Genomic DNA, 15,280 nt, shown 5'->3' with positions numbered 1-15,280 from the left:
GATGGAATCTTCGTACATGCGCAAGCACAGACAGTTGATTGGGTTGCAGGAGCTCCTGGATGAAGACCTGGATGCGATCTGTGCGGATCTAGCCGCCGAGTTCGGCGCCATGTCCGGCGGAAGATTGCTGGTGACCGGCGGCGGCGGATTTCTCGGATACTACCTCGTTCAATCCGTTCTGCACTGGAATGATACGCGCGCGGCCGGCGGGAAGATCAATGTCGCGGTGTACGACAATTACGCGCGCGGTGTGCCCGAATGGCTCGAAGCCCTGCGCGGGCGCGCTGACCTGGAATTGCGGCGCCATGACATGATCGAACCGCTGCCGAAGGATATCGGCCATTTCGATTATGTCGTCCACGCTGCGGGCATCGCTTCACCCATCTTCTATCGCGCCCAACCGCTCAAGTGCATCGACGCGAACGTCAACGGCTTGCGCAACCTGCTGGACTATGCCGTGGCGGAGCGAGACAGGGGCCAGCCGCTGCGCGGGTTTCTGTTCTATTCGTCGAGCGAGATCTACGGCGACCCCGTATCGGCGGCCATACCGACACCCGAGGACTACCGGGGCCACGTCTCCTGCACCGGCCCTCGGGCCTGCTACGACGAGACCAAGCGCTTCGGTGAGACGATGTGCGTCGTCTACGCCAGGCAGGAGGAAATCCCGGTGCGCATGGCGCGGCCGTTCAACAACTACGGTCCTGGATTGAAGATTACCGATGGACGCGTGATATCGGACTTTGCGAAGGATATTTTCGCCGGGCGCGACATCGTCATGCTGTCCGACGGCAGCCCGACGCGGACCTTCTGCTACGCGACCGATGCGATCACCGGCTACTTCAAGGTTCTGGTGCGCGGCGGTGCCGGCGAGCCCTATAACATCGGCATCGACCGTCCGGAAATCTCGATCGCCAATCTGGCCGAGCTCATCGTCAGGGCGGCTGCCGAAGTCAGCGGCTACCGTGGCAAGGTCGTGTTGGGCAAGAGCAACGAAGCAGATTATTTGATCGACAATCCGAACCGCCGTTGCCCCGTCATCGACAAGGCGCGCAATGAACTCGGCTTCGCGCCCAAGGTCCTGATCGAGGATGGCATCTACCGATCGTTGATCTGGTACAATCACAACCGGAATGCGGCCGCGCAATGAAGATTTCAATCATCGGCACGGGCTATGTGGGTTTGGTGACGGGCGCTTGCCTCGCCGAGTGTGGGCACGACGTGACCTGCGTGGATGTCGATCCCGGCAAGGTCGAGATGATCAACTCGGCGCGGTCGCCGATCCACGAGAAGGGCTTGTCGGAGCTCATGGAGCGCCACGTCGGCCGGCGCTTGCGGGCATCCACGGATTTGGCCGCGGCGGTAGCGGCGACCGACGTGACGTTCATTGCGGTGGGGACGCCTGCCGCCGACGGCAAGATCGATCTGTCCTATGTCGAGGCGGCAGCCTCCGAGATCGGTGGTGCGCTTCGGCGCAAGGCCGGCTACAGCACCGTGATCGTCAAAAGCACGGTCATACCCGGAACGACGGTGGGTGTTGTGCGAGCAGCGCTCGAACGAGCATCCGGCAAGATTGCGGGGCAGGGGTTCGGACTGGGCATGAACCCGGAGTTTCTGACCGAGGGCACCGCGGTCTCTGACTTCTCCTATCCGGACCGGCTGGTGCTCGGGGGTATAGATGCCCGCACGCATGATGTCCTGCGCGAACTCTACTCCGGCTTCGACAAAGCGGTGCCGCGCATCGTGACCAGTCCGACGACTGCGGAGATGATCAAGTACGCGTCGAACGCCGTGCTGGCTACCATGATCTCGTTCTCGAACGAGATTGCGCGCTTGTGCAGGGCGGTCGGCAATGTGGACGCAGCCGACGTGATGCGCGGCGTGCATCAAGCCGGATATTTCACAACGCGTATTGGCGGCGAGAGAGTGACGGCGCCCATTGTCAGCTTCCTGGAGCCAGGCTGCGGGTTCGGCGGGAGCTGCTTGCCCAAGGACGTTACAGCATTGATAGGCCAGGGGCGCGAAATGGGCCTGACGCTGAATCTTCTGCAGAGCGTTCTCGACGTTAACAAGGGACAGATCGACGAGATAATGCGTCTGATCCGGCGCCATTTTGCATCGCTGCAGGATGTGACGGTCACCATACTCGGAATCGCGTTCAAGCCCGATACGGATGACGTGCGCGAATCCCCGGCTTTTCCGATCATTCGCAAACTCAAGATGGAAGGCGCGCGTGTGACGGCCTATGACCCTATCGCGCGCCCGAATGGACACGAGGATCTGACGGACGTGGATCTGGCGGAATCGCTGCGCGAGGCGGTCGCCAACGCGCAGGTCGTTATTCTGGTCACGCGATGGAAGGAGTTCTCACAGCTCGCTGGCTTGCTGAAAGAGCTTGGCAGACGTCCTCTGGTCGTCGATGGGCGCCGTGTTCTCGATCCCGAGGCATTCGCGCACTACGAGGGCATCGGGCGTTAGTGGCGCTTGACCTCGGATCAAGGGAGGGGTCTATCGCGTTTGGCGGGTCGAAGATCGACCTCGGCTTCTAGCCGTTTCCGTCGTTGACCTCAAAGAATGCCGCATATCGACTACGCCAATTGGGCTTGCTGCGATTTAGCGGTTCAAGACCCCACCACTTCCAGGGCCAGTCGTTTCGGACGCAAGGATCTCCGTCGTGGATTTGCTCGAGCAACTCTGGGATCGGCCGCCATCCAAGCTCTCGCGCGACCTTTGCTCGAACATCGAGATCAACGCCGGAAACAAACAGGCATCCCCCACGATCGAGCAGACCCGCAATATTCCGCAGACAGCTCTCTGCCGCCGGCGGCTCCATATGACAAAGGAAATTGTTGGCCACCACGATGTCCTGAGGTCCCAAAGCGCGGATCAGCTCGGGCGAAGAAGCATCGCCAAGCTGCCACGTAATCCCCTCTCGGAGCCAGGGCTTTACACTGGCCGCGTCGCCTTTCCAGTCGAACATATGCTCCATTTCGTGCGCGGTCAGGCGCTCGAAGATCGAGGAGCCGACCAGTCCGGTGGTATCGGACGCGTACACGCCATTTTCAGCAAAGTTCAGAATCTTCTGCGAAATGTCCACCGCGCGCACGGAAACCTTGAGGTCGGGTCGAGCCGAGCGAATTGTCCAAAGGATCGAGTAAACCTCGGCGCCAGCACTGCACGCGAGCACGACAATTCTCAGGGGTGCGCCCTTTGGCTTCTTGTCGGCGATACGGCGCATCAATTCCAGGGCTGGACGGTTCCGGAGAAAGAACGTTCCGAAATACTGCTCTCGCGTCGCGCTGAGCCGAACCAGGCTCTGAAGCCAGGCTCCGTACGCGTGAACAGGATCGGAATTCTGGAGGCCGCGCGGAATGATTTCCCAGATCGGCTTGTTGAGCCGCAAATAGACCTTGGCAGGAGACTTTCCAAACAATCTCAATCTTGCCGCTCTCGCGAAGATCGACTGAGACGCGTCATAGACGGGTTCACTGACTTTCATGAGAACTTCCTTGCTTGGCAACCAATTCACCTATCAATTATTCGAAGAGGAATTAATTCGATAATGTATTATACAGTTATTTTTCCGGTGAGCGAAAGGCGATTAATAGCGGCATGGTTGACAGCGTAGCGGGTTATTTTGAGGACCACAGTGACTCGAAAGATCTGGGGCGCCGCGCCTTGCGCGGTGGCTTCGTCTCCGTCGCGATGCAATACGGAAATGGTGCTCTCCAGATCGTTTCCGCGGTCATCCTGGCCCGGCTCCTGGCGCCGGAGGATTTTGGATTGGTCGCGATCGTCACGGTTCTGACGAGCTTTGCGCCGCTGCTCATCGATTTCGGTCTCGGAGACGCCACGGTACAAAGAAGCAAGATCACGCGAGGACAGGTCAACTGCCTTTTTTGGCTCAGTAGCGGCATTGGGTTGGCCGTTGCATTGATAGTGGCTGCCTGCAGTCCGTTGATTGCATGGATATATGGCGAGCCCCGGCTGGCGCCGATCACGCTGTGTATTGCGATCACTTTCGTGCTGGGAGGGGCTTCAAACCAGCACTTGGCGCTCCTACGACGTTCGATGCAGTTCGGCAGGATCGCCAACATACAGATTCTCAGCACGCTGGCGGGGATTGTCGTCGCCGTCGTTGTCGCAATTTTCGGATCGGGTTATTGGGCGCTGGTGCTGCGTCCGGTCGTAAGCACGTTCTGTATTGCCGTTGGGGCGTGGTTTGTATGCCGATGGAGACCTGGATTTCCGGCCTTTGACAGTGACGTGAGGCCGATGATCCGGTTTGGCCAACACGTGGTAGGTTTTTCGGTCATTTATACGATGGCCAAATCAGTCGACCGGATTGCGCTGGGCTTGTTCTACCGGCCTGACCAGGTTGGATATTATCAGAACGCCATTGCGCTGTATGAGAACTCGATCTTCGCGGCACTAATTCAGCTACACATGGTCGCAAGCGCGACCCTCAGCAAGCTTCAATCCGATCCGGCCGCTCTTCGGCAAAAATACGAAGCGGCGTTGTCAGCATTGGCGTTCTTCGTCATGCCTGCGGCATCGATCCTGTCCGTGGTCGCTGAAGACCTGACAGTCATATTGTTGGGAGAGAAGTGGCGGATGGCCGGCTCGCTGCTGAGCATTATCGCCCTGCGCGGCATTTTCCAGGTCGTCGAGGGCTCGCAAGGCTGGTTGCATGTTTCGATTGGAAGGCCGGACCGCTGGCGCAACTGGGGCATTATCACAGCGGCTGTCCAGGTCGTGGCGGTTCTCGCAGGTCTGCCCTTTGGTGCCACGGGCGTAGCCATCGCCATGTCCGTGACAAGCTTGCTCATTGCCCTTCCTTCGATAATCTATGCCGGCCGCCCGATAGGCATTGGCGCTGAACGCGTAATCCGGGCGGTGGGCCCGCAACTGATCGGTGCTATCGGGGCCTTGGCGGGAGGCTGGTGGCTGCGCACCGAGGCTCTTGGTGATTGTTCCAGCTTGGTGCGCATCTTGTTGTTGGGCGGCGTCTGCACCTGCCTTTACCTCGCCATAGTCGTGGGCCTGTTTCGGCTGGTTGAACCGATCAAGGTTGCCGGCTCAATCGTGCAAGATCTGCTGAAGAGCCGATAGCGGTGGGGCGAGGCGAGGCACGAGAGGGTTCAGCTGACTTGCGGTATGAATTGCAGCGGAGCAGGTGAGCGGCGCAAATGCGTTCCGCGCACCCCGCAGCGCGGCGAGATCATGACCTTCGATGTTCGTTCTGAGAAAGACGACGTCAGCAATGTCGCTCTCCCTCCAGAAAGCACTGTTCCTTGCGACGAGAACGAAATTGTCATTCGGGCTTACAAGAAGGAGAGATCGTCTTCATAGCCCGCAGGGTTTGGTGATCAGCCCGTCGACTTCGGTCAGGTGCGTGCCGTCCCAATGCAAGTGGACGACCCCCTTCAACCACGTCGGATAGTAGGGGTCCTGCGTGCAGGTCCCTGGCGGCTGGTAGCCCACGCTCGTCGTGGCGATGGTGGGCTTGATGAGATTGGAAACGTCGTATTTTGCATTCATGCACGACACTGTCGTCGCATAACCTGCGCAATCAGGCGCCTCGGTTGGCAGGTTACCAGGATTGGTCAGACCGGGGTTTTCGTAGGTGTTGGTGCCGAACATCCACGAAGCGGTCCCTTCAGAGCGTCCGATATTGACCATAGTGTTGCTGCCGCCCGTCGTAGTCGTCGTCGGCGGATGGCTGTTCCAGATGTAGTTCCCGGAAATCGAAACATTTGAATTGGTCAGTGTAGCGCTGTTTGCGCTCTCCACCCACGCGCTGACAACAGGGCCGTAACCGCCGCGGCCACAGGAAGTTACAGTTGCGAGGAAGATATTCTTTGCGACGTTGTAGATGCCACCCTCAGTCGGGTAAACGCCGTGCAAATACAACTCGCCCGCACAATGCGCCCGCGAATCCTGGTTGTTGTTATAGCAAGTGTTGTTGAAAACATGGATCGGCGCCCGGTCTGTCCAGCCGGCGGCAGTCTGCGGAAACGCCTGGAAGCACGCGTTTCCGTTGGCCCACATCACGTTGTTGGCGACCACACCTTGACCAGGATAAGAGTTCGCCGCCAAGGTGTCGAAGATGATGGCGTTGCCATCGGAGTGCGGATGGGGATCAGCAGAGGCTCTGCATTCCGTGGGACCCGTCGCATTGGTGCTTCTATAAATGAAGTTCTGCGACACATAAACGTGGGTCCCGGCACTGGTGTCCGTGCTACCTGTTGGCATGAGTGAGAGGGCGCTGCCACAGAGTTGGTAGGGGCCAAGACTATTTGCTCCGTCGAAAACGATTCCCCCGACTATTGCCGTCTGGTCGACCCCTGCATTTTCGATACCGATGTTGCCGGTACTAAATCCGGCAAGATCGCAAGTGCTCGCGATGTTGTTGATGAAAGCCACATGGTGCCATGTCGTTCCTGTGGCAGTCCCCAGCGAACCAAAGCACGCGCGCTCAGCATCTGTATTCTGCGTTGCCCAAAATCCTTCAACCGCCCAGTTGCCTTGGCCGATATCAAACGCCGGCCCGGAACCACCATCAACCCGACAACTCATCACATCGGGCCCTGCACAGAGCAAAATCGCAAAATAGATGCCGCCTGTGCCATCGATGCCGCCGGTGGTCGACGGACAGTTCGAGACCGGGCCGAAGTTGCCGTAATCACTTCCAAAAGACGCACGACCAAACTGACCACGATCATAGTTCCCAGCGGCGACGATCAGCACGTCGCCGCAGGCAACCGCGTGCTTAGGCGTCGCCCAGGCTGTCGCCGGCGTCAAGCCGTTGTTGGAATCGTCACCGCTCGGGGAAATATAATAGAGGTGCAGGGGCGTGAACGGTCGTGATGTGGCGACAGTGTTGGCCGGGGGAGAATTCCGCGCATACGCGGCTACTGCAAGCAGCGATAGGCTGAGCGCGAAATCCAACAACAAGAACTTCTTCATCATCCGAATGTTCCCAACAGCACGCACTGGCTTTTTTCCGCTTGTCGAGCCGGTCAAACGCGCCGGCTCGACCGTGCAGGATCTACTGATGAATCGATAGCACCTGGTCTAGTTGTCGCACGACGGTCGGATCGCCGCGCGGCATGAATTCCAGGGCGCGATCATAAAAGCGCTTGATGCGTTCTGCTAAGATGAAATCCTGTGCGCGGGCGACCGCGCCCGCAGACAAGACAGAGAGTGTCTCTGGCGACGCAAGCAGCCGGCATATTTCCCTGGCCATCATTGTGGCGAGCTGCGCGCTATTCTGACCGTTGTGCTTTACGACGACACCGGAGCTCGGCGTCACCATGTCTCTGGGACCGCCTAGATCAAGGCAAACGACTGGTAAGCCATGAGACATTGCCTCGAGCACTACAAAGCCGCCGCTGTCATGCAGGCTTGGAAAAAGGAAGAGGTCGTGATTTCTGTACAGCTCGAACAACGCATTCTGTGGCAGTTGCGGAATGAATTCCACGCTGCCGAGAAGTTTGTTGTGCCTTATATCGTCTTCGAGCCTCGATCGTTCCGGGCCGCTTCCTACGATCGTGAAGCGGGCATTGGGGATTTGCCTCACCACCTCGGCAAAAGCCCTGATGGCTATATGAACGCCCTTCCAGTAGAGCAGGCGACCGGCGTAGAGTAAACGCGGCGGTCCTGAGGGGGAGCGCGGCAAGCGATCGCTGGGGAGATTTGGAAGGCCGAGTTGCGTGAAGACCGTCGCCTTGTTGCGGAGGACGCCCTTAAACAGATTCTGGGTGTCGGCTGTAGAAACAAAAATAGCAGAAGCGCGAGCCAGACCACTCCGGACCAGCGGGTTCATCGCAATGGTCGAATTGGACAGATCTCGTATTCCTTCGAGTATCCTGCCCCTTAAGCCTATTTCGTCCCGCAGTGAGGGCGGAGACGTTTCCCCGCCTCCGACTGGCCCTATAATGAGCGGTGCTGCAAGTGCCCCCAAGAACGTCGGCGCGCGAATGCCGGCCCATGTGAGATGGTGGACGACGTCGAAACCGACTTGCTGGTGCAGGTCGCGTGCGTCACGCAGGGCTGCGCGCTGCCAGAGCACGTTGTAGGTTCTCTCCCATTTGGGTTCGACCGCCTGTTTGAGGGGCCATCCCTCAACCTCAGGGAAGACCCAATGGATACCGTCGAGGCCCGGCATCTCGTCACATGCGCGCTTGATCGAGTCATGATGTGCTGGGGACACAAACGCCCAGATTTCGTGGCCCAACCTGTGGGCTTCGGTCGCCCAATTCCAGCCAACAGCATGGTCAGAACCACGATTGGGGGCGCACGCATAGGCTGAAATCAATAGCTTCATGTAGCTACATCATGTGCGTCTCGATGCGACACATCGTTGTCGGCACTATTGTTTTCCGACGGCGGTGGAGATCTATTTCCGAGATGAAGCGTGCAGGGTTTACCAATCTCGAGCGTAGGACTTCCACCCGGCAAGCTGTTGAAACGCCCGGACGACAAAAATGGAGTTGTAGACGAGGTAGCGGTGAGCGAGCCGCCGAGGCTCCGTCATGAGACGGAAGAGCCACTCCAAACCTGAACGCTGCATCCATAGCGGCGCCTGAGGCTTCGCGCCCGCGGCGAAATCGAACGCCGCCCCCACGCCAAGTAACGCAGCGGCTTCAATTTTGCCGACGTGGTTCACGATCCATTTGTCCTGCTTCGGCATTCCGAGCCCGACCCAGACGTAGTCGGGACGGGCGTCGTTGATGGCCTGGATATCGGCGGCGTCTTCTTCCGGCGTGAGCGGCCGGAACGGAGGGGACCGGTAGCCAGCGATGGTCAGGCCCGGGAAGCGCGCTACGAGGCGCGAGACCATAGCCTCGACGACGCGAGGGCTTCCTCCGTAAAAATAGTGTCGGTGGCCAGTCTGGGCCGCCCTTTCGCACATCGCCAGAAGCAGGTCGGGTCCATAGACGCGCCCCGCATTGGGATAGCCGCGGCGTTGGCACCACCAGACCAGAGGCATCCCATCCTCCGTCGTCAGACCGGACCGGTTCAGAGCGCTTCGAATCTCGGGATCTCTCTGCGCTTCCATAATGCCGTGAACACAAGTGCAGAGGACGTATTCGCGGCGTCCTTCGGCTTGCCAATTTTCCAGTATGTTGATGGTTTGCGGAAGATTCACCGGCGTGACGCCGACTCCAAGAATGTTCACCCTGGGAATCTCGCTCGGAATGCCAGCCAGGATTTGGCTGTTTTCTCGTTGGTCGGCCAGATGTTTCACGATATCAGCCCTTTCTCCACCGGCTTCGGGCGGTCAAGTGGGGGCCCGAACAGATCAGCGTGAAGCTGCTCCAGTCGAGCCGCGTAGTGACGCACGTCGAATTTCTCGAGGAAACGGGCGCGCGCGCCACTCGCCAGCCGCATCCGAAGACTTTCGTCTTCGATCACGCGGACCAATGTCTCGGCGAGCGCCGCTATGTCTCCGGGAGGCACGAGTATCCCCGACACCTCGGGCTTGATCACTTCAGAATGCGCGCCGACCGGGGTTGTGATCACGACGAGGCCATGGGACAGGCCCTCCAGCACCGACATCGCCAACCCCTCGGCATAGGAGGGAAGAACTAGGACGTCGGCATTGGCGCACAATTCGCTCGTGCGCCTCTGATCGAGCCAGCCCGGAAAGCTTAGCGAGCCCAGGATGCCGAGGTCCTTCGCAAGGTTGCGGTACTCCTCGATCGGTCCGTCCCCCGCGAGCGTTGCTCGCCAGCGCAGGTGCCTTACGGCTGGGCTGGCGAGGGCCTTCAGCAAATCCGGCACACCCTTTCGAGAGCCGAGGTGCCCGAGAAAGAGCAACTGACACGGCTGTCCAGGGGCCGGACGTCCATCGAGATCTGGGAGAGGATCCGGTACCGCGTTGGGAAGGACGGTCATGCGGTCCTTGCGCAGCTGGAACAATTGGGAGATCACTTCGAGGTCTCGCCGTCCAAGTACGATGACTGCGGCTGCACGGCGAAACATCGTTGCAATCAGCTTTTTAACAAAGGTCCCCCGGCTGCGGTAATATGCAGCGTAGTCGTAATCATGGAGATGCAGGACGTAGCGCAATCCAAGTGGCCGGCAGATGGTCAGGAGAATGAGCTTGCGAATGGTGCTGCCGCGGCCTGTGATGTTGACGTGTGCCACGCAGGGCGACGAAAGACAGGCACGAGACAGCGTAAGAATGGCGCGGCCAAGATAAGCAATGGACCCGACGACGTGCAGCGGTGACGAGCCGAGGTACCACGGGCCACGTGAATCGACGACCTGGTAACGAAATCTTTGTTCGGTCTCTTGGTAAGCTTGGAGGAAATAACCCATCTGGCGGCCAATTCCACCGCCATGCTCCAGTCCGCCTGGAGTAACAATAAGAACGGTGCGCGTCCGGAGCCCGTGAGTGACAGCGTCGTCGCAGTTCAATTCACAATCCACTAGTTGCTCCCGCCTGTTCGGCGTGTTTCGTGCAGTCCGTCTCCGTTGCAGCTGCTGCATCACTTGCACAGCGGTAGATTTGGCCTACTCATGGATGGAGTCCATTCCAGCCAAGCGTTCTTGAGTTTGGTGCGTCTTGAGCGAGATCCTCGAAAACCAGCCAGTCGTTTGACGTCATTTCCGGCTTGGGCTTCAGTGGATGAAGCGATCCGACTCGGAAAATCCAATTCAAAGACCTGCCGTCGTCCTCATGCCACCCGCGCTTTGGGCATGACGTTCCTCGCCGCTTGGGCGGCAATCCACTGGTAGGTCGGTTCCAGCCCCGCGCGGAGCGATCGGCTCGGCTCCCAGCCGAGATTCTCCCTGATCAGCCGGTTGTCGGAGTTCCGACCTCGCACGCCCTGAGGTCCGGGCACGTGGTTCTTGCCAATCCGCTTGCCGGCGATATCCGCCACCATGTCGACAAGCTGGTTGATCGTGACCATTTCTTCCGAACCAATGTTGACCGGGCCGGAGAAGTTTGAGCGCAACAGCCGCACGGTGCCCTCGATACATTCGTCGATGTAAAGGAATGAGCGGGTTTGCTCGCCGTCGCCCCACACCTCGATATCCTCGCCGTTGCGCGCCATGGCGACTTTGCGACAGACCGCGGCCGGGGCCTTTTCGCGGCCTCCGATCCACGTGCCCTCCGGTCCAAAGATATTATGATAGCGCGCGATGTGGGTCTGCACACCGTAGTTTCGCCGGTAGGCCAGATACAGACGTTCGCTGAACAGCTTTTCCCAACCGTACTCGCTGTCAGGCGCGGCCGGATAAGCCGAGTCCTCTGAGCACTTCGGGTTTTTCGGATCTTCCTGGTTATAGGCCGGATACATGCATGCCGACGACGAATAGAAGATCTTTCTGACGCCGCGCTTGTGGCAGGCGTCTAGTACGCTCGAATTGATCGTGACTGAGTTGTGCATGACGTCGGCGTCATGCTCGCCGGTGAAAATATAGCCGGCGCCGCCCATGTCGGCGGCGAGTTGATAGACTTCATCAAATCGGCGGTCCACGACGGCGCGACAAAATCCCTGATCCCGCAGGTCGCCTATGACGAAATCGTCGGCTTGGGTTTCGGAGAACTCATGAAATTTCAGATCGACCCCGCGAACCCAAAATCCGTCCTTCTTGAGACGCTTCACGAGATGGCCGCCGATGAATCCACCGGCTCCGCAGACCAGGGCGCTTTTCATTAATCCTGTCCTATTATTATTTATATCGACAATCCGCCCGTAAAATAAGCACGAAGAAATTTAAAGTCAATATTTAATGCCGGGCATTTAAATGATTTTAATCAATGCTCTTGCCCTTGGTTTAATCAAAGGGCGGGCGAGGGCCTTGGGGCGTTGGCCCGAATTTCGTTGGAGCCCGGAGGCGCGAGGAGGCCGAAATCGGTCATCCATCTCGTGGACGAGAGCAAACGCAGTTCAGGCCGGCTGCCCCCGAAGCAAGGCACGCAAACGGCGTCGAGCTCTTTGCGGCGCGAGCCAAAACAGGAGGTAAAACGTGACTTGATATAATGTCGGCGAGCCGCGCCGAAATGCCGTTTGGAGTAGGTCAAAAAATGCCGCGTAGGCTCCCTGCTTCGCTGCCCGAGATCCCACGACGCCGAGGCAGAACCCGCTATAGGCACGCGGGGTAATGAGCGGGCGCAGGGTTTCGATCCACCTGAGAGAAGCCGACCACGTTGCGGCGCTGGAAAGAGAGGAGCGCTCCTCTTCGAAATACAGCGTGACCAGCACCTCCGGGACGGTCTCTATTCTGGCGCCTGTTTCCTTGGACAGGCGCAATATGAATTCCCAATCGTCATGAGGGCTTTCGACGTTGAAGCGTATCCGATCAAATAGCCGTCGGGGGAGCAGATAGCTGGACGTCTGAATGAAGCTCGATCCCATGAACAATGAGCGGCGATCGAAAAGGTACTCGTCGAGCGGGAGGGAATTGTCATAAACGGTCCCCGGCCAGACATAGGTCGCAAGCGGGGTCACGACCCGACTAAGGCAGCTCACAAGCGTGGTCTCGCGCACGAATGCCATCTGCCTTTCCAGTTTGTTCGGCAGCCACTCGTCGTCGTCATCGAGGAAGGCAATCCAATCGCCTGTCGCGCGAGCGGCGCCGGCATTGCGCGCCCCGGCCGCCGTCAGCGACCGTGGGTTGACAATGAGTTGCAGCCGCGGATCTTCCAAGGACCGAACGGCAGCGACCGTGGCCGCATCCGGTCCATCAACGACCACGACAACCTCGATCTCTCTGTGCGTTTGATTGAGCACGCTACGAATTGCGCGCAATACCATTTCCGGCCGATGCAGTGTCGGGATCACGACGGAAACCAAGGGCATCCACAAGTTCTCCAGACGTCTGGGTCGTTGAGCAAATCCTCAAAAGGAGCGAGGGTCTTCCCGGTGAGGTATAATATAACCGCGATATTATCGAGGCGCGATTTCTCTCTAGGAGGTTCAGGAAGTGGCCAAGAAAATTTATAGCAACATTAATACTGTGTCAGCCTCGCCGCATCCCGGGGCGCCATTTACATGTGGTTATATCGGATTATTATTAAAAACCACGAATATTCGTGTCTTGTCTTGGTTTCGTCCGGCGATCACCGCCAAGGGGCGTCATTTAATCGACCAAGTCGCCTCGCTGAAATCTGTGGAATGGGGTGACGTCGAGCAGAGATCGGAAGGGGCATTGCGTGTACAGAGTAGGTCGGTGCGGACGTTCTTGGATATTTGGACCAATTGAGCCCAGTCTAAGAAGAGGAATCTAGACGTGGTGCATCGCAGTGTAGCTCAAGCGGGCCAATCCAGAGATGCATTTCGCACAGTAGATCGCGCTAGCTCGCCGATGATGACCAAGGTGGTCCATGCTGCGTCGATCTACTACGTGCTGCACACCATGAGCTTCTTGGGTGTCATCGACAAGCTTGTGAACGGGCCTCGTGGGGCTGGAAGTACCGGGAATGACATCACCATGACGGTGAACTTGCTCGGCGTATTCGTCAGCGTTTTTCTTTTCTGGTCGGGCATGCGCAAGACAGGCGCGGCTCGGTTCAATAAGTTTCTTCCGCTGCTGGCAGCGGGCTTCCTGCTCGCGTCAGCTCTCTGGTCTGTTAAGCCCAGCCTGACCTTCACTCAAGGTACAGCGTATGTTTTCGTTGTCGTTGGCGCTATTGGGCTCGTCCAAGTTTCGGACCGTGACGAGCTGATGGACTTGCTCGTCCGGACCTGCGCCTTATCTGCAGTCGCTTCGGTCCTTTGGCAGTTCGTCTTATTCCCCGGGGCCGCGTTCAATGACACAGAACCAGACTTCGAGGGAATATTCTCGCAGAAGAATGTGCTCGGGCAGGTCATGGCCGCAGGGGTGCTTGGCGCACTTCATTGCTTACGGGTCAGAAAGGGGAGGCGGCTTCGATACATCTGCATCATCGCCTTATGCACCACGGTTGCCTTTCTGAGCAAATCATCGACGTCGCTGGTGGCCATCGCCGCACTCTTCTGCCTCGACTTCCTTGGAAGGCTTTATCTCAAAGGGGCGTCGATCGGAACAATCTGCCTCTCGATGGGCTGCGCTCTGGTTCTCCTCTTCTTTGCGGTGAACGACGATCTGATTTTGGAGATTCTCGGCAAGGATGCAACGCTGACGGGACGTACTCAGATATGGCAGTACGCGATTGATAATATAGGCGAGAAGCCGTTGTTCGGTTGGGGGTATGCCGCATTTTGGGTGCCGGGAAATCCCGCAGCCGGACAAATCGCGGAAGCGGTGAATTGGGAGGTGCCCAACGCTCACAACGGCCTGTTGGAGTTTTTGCTGGGTGTCGGGGCGGTGGGGTCATCTCTCTTCTTGTTATTGTGGGCGCGAAATCTCGTCATGGCTGTAAGGTGCATGAAAGGTCGAGCACGACAATTCGGACTTACGTCGATGCTTCTTCTCATAGCAATTCTGTTGATTGGGATCAGCGAGCAGGTCCTTCTTGCAGCTCTGCAAATCTGGACGAGCATGTTCTTCATAATGGGATTCATCTGTGAGAGAGAGCTGTCGCTAGAGCGGGATGAAGCCAGGTTGGGTCGATTTGAGATTCCCAAACCTGGGAATCCGCACAGCCTTAACCCCAGCGGAATGCGCCAGCTATCTCGCCAACTCAGGCTGTAGAGGAACCTAACTTCATCGCCTGACACGTTCGTCATTGCATCGGTATTTGCAGGGGCACGGCTCTCCGGATACGTCGATCTCCGGACGGTGCGTCGTCGTCGAGCCGACGGTGATCGTCGAACGTCGCGACAAGCCAGGAATGATTGTGTCTGACGATATCCAATCCGCTTTCTCCATATCGACATTGCTGAGGCACGAACCGCGGAAGACAAGCTCTATTTGTTTGTCGCGATCGATCGGACATCGAAGGTCGCCTTGCCGGGCCGCTTGAAAGGGCGAATGGTGCGGCCGCACCTGTGTTTCACGAGCAGTTCGTCGAGGCCGTTCCCTGCGACATTGAGTCGTAGTCGCCGATAACGGCATTCAGTTCACTAACTTGCCCAAAAGCTGCCAGTCCGGGGCCATCGCTTTGATCGCGCCTGCCACGATTATAATCGCGGGCGGGTCGTAAATTTAGGTGCGGGGACATCGCTCCTTAATCGGAGAGTTATTTTCCACCGTTTATTCTGCTGCGGTTCGAAGCCCTTTAGTCTGCGAGCGGATGATGTTGTGCTCAAAGGGAATTTTCGCGGGCCCGAAGTTGAGCGCAATTCATCGTGCGGTGGCTTGTGGGTAAAAGCGAAAATGTTTCGATTTTTGGTTCTTTGAG

12 protein-coding genes and 1 pseudogene are annotated in these 15,280 nt (G+C 58.1%); 6 read left to right on the top strand and 7 right to left on the bottom strand.

Annotation, left to right across the window (positions count from 1 at the left end):
* Window positions 1-16: 16 nt before the first annotated feature.
* Both AXW67_RS04525 and AXW67_RS04520 read left to right on the top strand, forming a co-directional pair.
* The gene (locus tag AXW67_RS04525) at window positions 17-1,147 is read left to right on the top strand and encodes an NAD-dependent epimerase/dehydratase family protein (protein WP_063676866.1); all 1,131 of its coding nucleotides are present in this window, start codon (window positions 17-19) and stop codon (window positions 1,145-1,147) included.
* Window positions 1,144-2,475: a UDP-glucose dehydrogenase family protein gene (locus tag AXW67_RS04520; RefSeq protein WP_063676865.1), complete on the top strand. Its 1,332-nt coding sequence runs from the start codon at window positions 1,144-1,146 to the stop codon at window positions 2,473-2,475. The genes AXW67_RS04525 and AXW67_RS04520 overlap by 4 nt, the downstream gene beginning before the upstream one ends.
* Window positions 2,476-2,542: 67 nt before the next feature.
* Here the strand turns inward: AXW67_RS04520 and AXW67_RS04515 are convergent, their stop codons facing one another.
* Window positions 2,543-3,496, bottom strand: a complete 954-nt coding sequence (locus tag AXW67_RS04515; RefSeq protein ID WP_063676864.1) for a CheR family methyltransferase — start codon at window positions 3,494-3,496, stop codon at window positions 2,543-2,545.
* A gap of 113 nt (window positions 3,497-3,609) precedes the next feature.
* Between AXW67_RS04515 and AXW67_RS04510 the strand changes: the two genes are divergently transcribed.
* Entirely contained in the window at window positions 3,610-5,109 is a 1,500-nt protein-coding gene (locus AXW67_RS04510) for a lipopolysaccharide biosynthesis protein (protein ID WP_063676863.1), read from the top strand.
* Between the two features lie 234 nt (window positions 5,110-5,343).
* On the opposite strand, the gene AXW67_RS04505 is transcribed toward AXW67_RS04510, so the two are convergent.
* The 6 genes from AXW67_RS04505 to AXW67_RS04480 form a co-directional block, all read right to left on the bottom strand.
* The gene (locus AXW67_RS04505) at window positions 5,344-6,969 is read right to left on the bottom strand and encodes a hypothetical protein (RefSeq protein ID WP_063676862.1); all 1,626 of its coding nucleotides are present in this window, start codon (window positions 6,967-6,969) and stop codon (window positions 5,344-5,346) included.
* Window positions 6,970-7,048: 79 nt separating this feature from the next.
* Window positions 7,049-8,326 carry a glycosyltransferase family 4 protein gene (locus AXW67_RS04500; RefSeq protein ID WP_082907760.1) on the bottom strand — a complete coding sequence of 426 codons (1,278 nt, stop codon included), beginning with the start codon at window positions 8,324-8,326 and terminating at the stop codon, window positions 7,049-7,051.
* A 99-nt stretch (window positions 8,327-8,425) separates the two neighbouring features.
* Window positions 8,426-9,250, bottom strand: a complete 825-nt coding sequence (locus AXW67_RS04495; RefSeq protein WP_245315412.1) for a WecB/TagA/CpsF family glycosyltransferase — start codon at window positions 9,248-9,250, stop codon at window positions 8,426-8,428.
* The gene (locus AXW67_RS04490) at window positions 9,247-10,326 is read right to left on the bottom strand and encodes a glycosyltransferase family 4 protein (protein ID WP_051311407.1); all 1,080 of its coding nucleotides are present in this window, start codon (window positions 10,324-10,326) and stop codon (window positions 9,247-9,249) included. Before AXW67_RS04490 ends, AXW67_RS04495 begins: the two co-directional genes overlap by 4 nt.
* Before the next feature lie 359 nt (window positions 10,327-10,685).
* On the bottom strand, window positions 10,686-11,672 hold the full coding sequence (locus AXW67_RS04485; RefSeq protein ID WP_027557023.1) for an NAD-dependent epimerase/dehydratase family protein: 987 nt from the start codon (window positions 11,670-11,672) through the stop codon (window positions 10,686-10,688).
* Window positions 11,673-11,906: 234 nt separating this feature from the next.
* Window positions 11,907-12,818 (bottom strand): glycosyltransferase family 2 protein, encoded by a 912-nt coding sequence (locus AXW67_RS04480; RefSeq protein WP_063676860.1) that lies wholly within the window; start codon window positions 12,816-12,818, stop codon window positions 11,907-11,909.
* A gap of 124 nt (window positions 12,819-12,942) precedes the next feature.
* Here AXW67_RS04480 and AXW67_RS41580 point away from each other — a divergent pair, with 124 nt between their 5' ends.
* The 3 genes and pseudogenes from AXW67_RS41580 to AXW67_RS41575 all read left to right on the top strand — a co-directional run.
* Entirely contained in the window at window positions 12,943-13,221 is a 279-nt protein-coding gene (locus AXW67_RS41580; RefSeq protein ID WP_145927412.1) for a hypothetical protein, read from the top strand.
* A 102-nt stretch (window positions 13,222-13,323) separates the two neighbouring features.
* Complete coding sequence (locus AXW67_RS04475) at window positions 13,324-14,631, top strand: O-antigen ligase family protein (RefSeq protein ID WP_063676859.1); 1,308 nt, start codon at window positions 13,324-13,326, stop codon at window positions 14,629-14,631.
* A 153-nt stretch (window positions 14,632-14,784) separates the two neighbouring features.
* Window positions 14,785-14,895, top strand: a pseudogene (locus tag AXW67_RS41575) (IS481 family transposase); the annotation flags it as partial.
* Window positions 14,896-15,280 lie beyond the last annotated feature (385 nt).

Origin of the sequence: Bradyrhizobium neotropicale, assembly GCF_001641695.1 — a bacterium.
GTDB lineage: Bacteria > Pseudomonadota > Alphaproteobacteria > Rhizobiales > Xanthobacteraceae > Bradyrhizobium > Bradyrhizobium neotropicale.
This window is presented reverse-complemented; position numbering and strand designations above follow the sequence as displayed.

Excerpts from the sequence above, each read along its gene's own strand:
- AXW67_RS04525 (WP_063676866.1), top strand. The coding sequence starts at position 17 with ATGCGCAAGCACAGACAGTTGATTGGGTTGCAGGAGCTCCTGGATGAA.
- AXW67_RS04520 (WP_063676865.1), top strand. The coding sequence starts at position 1,144 with ATGAAGATTTCAATCATCGGCACGGGCTATGTGGGTTTGGTGACGGGC.
- AXW67_RS04515 (WP_063676864.1), bottom strand. The coding sequence starts at position 3,496 with ATGAAAGTCAGTGAACCCGTCTATGACGCGTCTCAGTCGATCTTCGCG.
- AXW67_RS04510 (WP_063676863.1), top strand. The coding sequence starts at position 3,610 with ATGGTTGACAGCGTAGCGGGTTATTTTGAGGACCACAGTGACTCGAAA.
- AXW67_RS04505 (WP_063676862.1), bottom strand. The coding sequence starts at position 6,969 with ATGATGAAGAAGTTCTTGTTGTTGGATTTCGCGCTCAGCCTATCGCTG.
- AXW67_RS04500 (WP_082907760.1), bottom strand. The coding sequence starts at position 8,326 with ATGAAGCTATTGATTTCAGCCTATGCGTGCGCCCCCAATCGTGGTTCT.
- AXW67_RS04490 (WP_051311407.1), bottom strand. The coding sequence starts at position 10,326 with ATGGGTTATTTCCTCCAAGCTTACCAAGAGACCGAACAAAGATTTCGT.
- AXW67_RS04485 (WP_027557023.1), bottom strand. The coding sequence starts at position 11,672 with ATGAAAAGCGCCCTGGTCTGCGGAGCCGGTGGATTCATCGGCGGCCAT.
- AXW67_RS04480 (WP_063676860.1), bottom strand. The coding sequence starts at position 12,818 with ATGCCCTTGGTTTCCGTCGTGATCCCGACACTGCATCGGCCGGAAATG.
- AXW67_RS04475 (WP_063676859.1), top strand. The coding sequence starts at position 13,324 with ATGATGACCAAGGTGGTCCATGCTGCGTCGATCTACTACGTGCTGCAC.